The organism is Cupriavidus sp. WS (assembly GCF_000395345.1).
GTDB lineage: Bacteria > Pseudomonadota > Gammaproteobacteria > Burkholderiales > Burkholderiaceae > Cupriavidus > Cupriavidus basilensis_B.
In genome coordinates this window covers 1-3049 of the sequence record NZ_AQPL01000235.1, presented here as the reverse complement: position 1 = coordinate 3049, position 3049 = coordinate 1, and the positions used below count along the sequence as shown (strand labels likewise).

General features: G+C 70.1%; 4 protein-coding genes. All 4 read right to left on the bottom strand.

Annotation, left to right across the window (positions count from 1 at the left end):
• Positions 1–228: 228 nt before the first annotated feature.
• A complete protein-coding gene (locus K206_RS0119505) occupies positions 229–1020 on the bottom strand; it encodes a fumarylacetoacetate hydrolase family protein (protein WP_020204074.1) in 792 nt (263 codons plus the stop codon).
• 77 nt (positions 1021–1097) lie between these two features.
• On the bottom strand, positions 1098–1541 hold the full coding sequence (locus K206_RS0119500) for a BLUF domain-containing protein (protein WP_020204073.1): 444 nt from the start codon (positions 1539–1541) through the stop codon (positions 1098–1100).
• Positions 1542–1591: 50 nt separating this feature from the next.
• Positions 1592–2317: a GTP cyclohydrolase I gene (gene folE, locus K206_RS0119495; protein ID WP_020204072.1), complete on the bottom strand. Its 726-nt coding sequence runs from the start codon at positions 2315–2317 to the stop codon at positions 1592–1594.
• Between the two features lie 175 nt (positions 2318–2492).
• Positions 2493–2924 (bottom strand): arsenic resistance N-acetyltransferase ArsN2, encoded by a 432-nt coding sequence (gene arsN2, locus K206_RS38745; protein ID WP_020204071.1) that lies wholly within the window; start codon positions 2922–2924, stop codon positions 2493–2495.
• Between the last annotated feature and the right edge of the window lie 125 nt (positions 2925–3049).

The following is a 3049-nucleotide window of genomic DNA, read 5'->3' as shown; positions in this document are numbered from 1 at the left end:
GGGCCGCCGGCGAAGCCGCCGCACGGCAGTTGCCCGTTTTGTGGGCAGTCCGATGGGGTCCGCCTGCCAGCGCCGTTTGCGGAGCTTGTCGACAGTGTTATCCACACAAAGTGTGGATAACAGGGAGCGGCCGGGCACCGGGCGAAAGTCGGAATATGTGAAATCTTAAGGAATTGTCAATAGCGGCAGCCGGCATCGGTGCTCGATGCCGGCAACCGGTGCCCGCGGTCAGGGCAGGCAGGCCAGCCGCATCGGCAGCTCGCCGCCCGCGTAGACGGCGCGGATCTCGTGCGCGCCGGGCGGCACGTCGAACGGCCGGGTCAGGGTGCCGGTGGTGATCACGGCGCCGCGGCGCAAGGTGATGCCGCGCTCGGCCGCATGCGCCAGCAGCGCCTGCAATGCTTCGAGCGGATAGATGGCGTCGTCGCCGGCCAGCGGCAGCGCGCGCACCTCGCCGTCGAGCGTCACGCTGGCGCTGGCGCGCACGTCCTCCATGCGCTCGGCGTCGATGCGCGGGCCCAGCACCAGCGCGTGGAAGCCCACGTTGTCGCCGGCAAAGGCCGGCATGCCGACCGCGCCGCGGTCCTCGTAGCGCGACAGCACGACCTCGAAGGCGACCTGCGCGCTGTCGACGAGCGCCGCCAGCGTGGCCGGCGCGAGCGCTTCCGCCTGCGGCGGCACGTCGCGCGCGAGCCGTACCGCGATCTCGAATTCGATGGTGGCCACGGCGCCCGCGGGAACCGTCACGGTGCCGCCCGCGTCCAGGCAGCGCGAGGCGCCGACCTGGCCCGCCAGCGGGCGCGACAGTCCCGCGCGCCGCATGGCGCTGGCGCTGCCCACGCCCAGCTTCCAGCCCGCCACCGGATCGCCGAGGGCGGCGATGAAGCGGTCCTGCACGTCATAGCCCTCGGCCAGCGTGGCGGGCTTGGCCGCGGCGGGCAGGTCGCGCATTTGCGCACCGCGCTGGCAGGCGTCGGCCAGCAGTGCGGCTGCCGCGCCGGGATTGAAGTTCGCGCTCACAGAGTCTTCCTGTCGTTGATGTCGTTTGATGTGGTCGATGTCGTTGCGTTGCGCTCCCGCCGGCGCGGGCCGCGCGCTCAGAGGCGGTGCCGCTCCGAGGTGCGCGCCACGATCGACGCCCCCGCGATCAGCTCCTTGAGCAGGGCCTGCGAGGCCAGCCCGCTGGTGCGGTAGGGATCGAGCTCGCCGTGCGCGGAGTATTTCAGGATGGTCGCCATGTTGACCTTGCCCGTGTTGACCAGGCCCATCGCCCAGCCGGCGAACTCGCGCGCGAGGATCTCCTCGTAGTGCAGCAGCACCACGTCCTCATGGCGCGCGTCGCGCGCGATCAGCCGATACAGGCGCGAGACCTCGTTGCGTCCGCCTTCGAGCGCCTGCATGAAGATGCCGTTGCCGTAGCACAGCACGCCGGTGATGCCGTGCTTCGGGTTGTTGGCGACGCTGGTGGCGACGATGTCGTCGACCAGCGCGGGATAGGCCGGCTGGCATGCGCGGCTGGCATAGAGCAGGCGTACGAGCATGATGTCTCCCGTGGTGTCGGTGGTCGGGTCGGTGGCGCGCGCGGCCCGGGCTAGTCCCGGTGCCGGCCCAGCAGGGTCAGGAACTCGCGGCGCAGGCTGTCGTCCTTGAGGAAGGAGCCGCGCATCACGCTGTTGGTCATCTTGGCGTCGGTGTCGCGCACGCCGCGCCAGTGCATGCAGAAGTGCTCGGCCTCCATGACGATGGCCAGCCCGTCCGGGCTCATCTTCTCCTGCAGCAGGTCGGCCACCTGGGTCACGGCCTCTTCCTGGATCTGCGGGCGGCACATGATCCATTCGGCCAGGCGCGCGTATTTCGACAGCCCGATCAGGTTCGAATGCTGGTTGGGCATGACGCCCACCCACAGCTTGCCGATGATCGGGCACAGGTGGTGCGAGCACGCGCTGCGCACGCGCAGCGGGCCCACGATCATCAGCTCGTTGATGCGCTCGGCGTTGGGGAACTCGGTGACGTTGGGCTGACTGACGTAGCGCCCCGCGAAGATTTCCTTCAGGTACATCTTGGCCACGCGGCGCGCGGTCTCGCGCGTGTTGTGGTCGCTCTCGGTGTCGATCACGAGGCTGCGCAGCACGTCTTCCATGCGCGACTGCACTTCCTCCTGCAGCGCGTCGAGCTCGCCCGGCTCGATGTACGCCGCGATGTTGTCGTTGGCGTGGAAGCGTTCGCGCGCCGCCTGCAGGCGCGACCGTATGCGGGACGACACGCTGTCTGCCGCCTCGTCGCGTTGCGGCGGAGATGCCTGGTGGTCGGATTCCATATCGTGCGGTGGTGATCGAAGGTGAAGGACGGGCGCCGCGCGGTCTCGCGCGGCGCCGGCAAGGCCATATCCTACGCCGTTCCGCGCGCCGGGGTGCGCCGCGCGCAACAGCACGCGGCGGGGCGGCGGCGCCGCACGGCAAACGAGGGCGGCGCGGGGCCGGGCGCGCGCCGCGCTAGAGCGCGGCCTGCATCACCGTGGCGCAGGACGGGCAGGCCTCGCGCAGCGAGATGGCGTCGCGCAGTTCCTGCGGCATGCAGGCGCGCTCGATCTGCTCGAAGCCCAGCCGCGCGAAATAGCCGGCCGCGGTGGTGGTCTGCAGCACCACCGACTGCGCGCCGCGCGTGCGCGCCTCGGCCAGCATCGCGGCCACCAGCAGTTCGCCGAGCCCGGCCGAGCGCGCGCGCCCGGCCACGGCCACCGAGCGCAGCACCGCCACCTGCCCGTGATTCTCCACGCCGGCGCAGCCAAGCAGGCCCGCGTTGTCGCGGACCACTAGAAAGTTGCCGATCTGGCTCGCCACGCCGTCGAGCGGCAGGCCGCAGGCCGCCAGCAGATCCAGCACGTCCTGGCAATCCTTTTCCGTTGCATTGTGCGGGCGCATCATGCCCTCCTGTACTTCGGGCTGTCCTCCCTATCTTAAATTCAGACCACTCTCATCGTGCCTAGGGAAACTTCTTAAGTAGATTCGCGTATCGCGTTTTCGCCACCCGCGTGTGGCGGGGTGTCCCG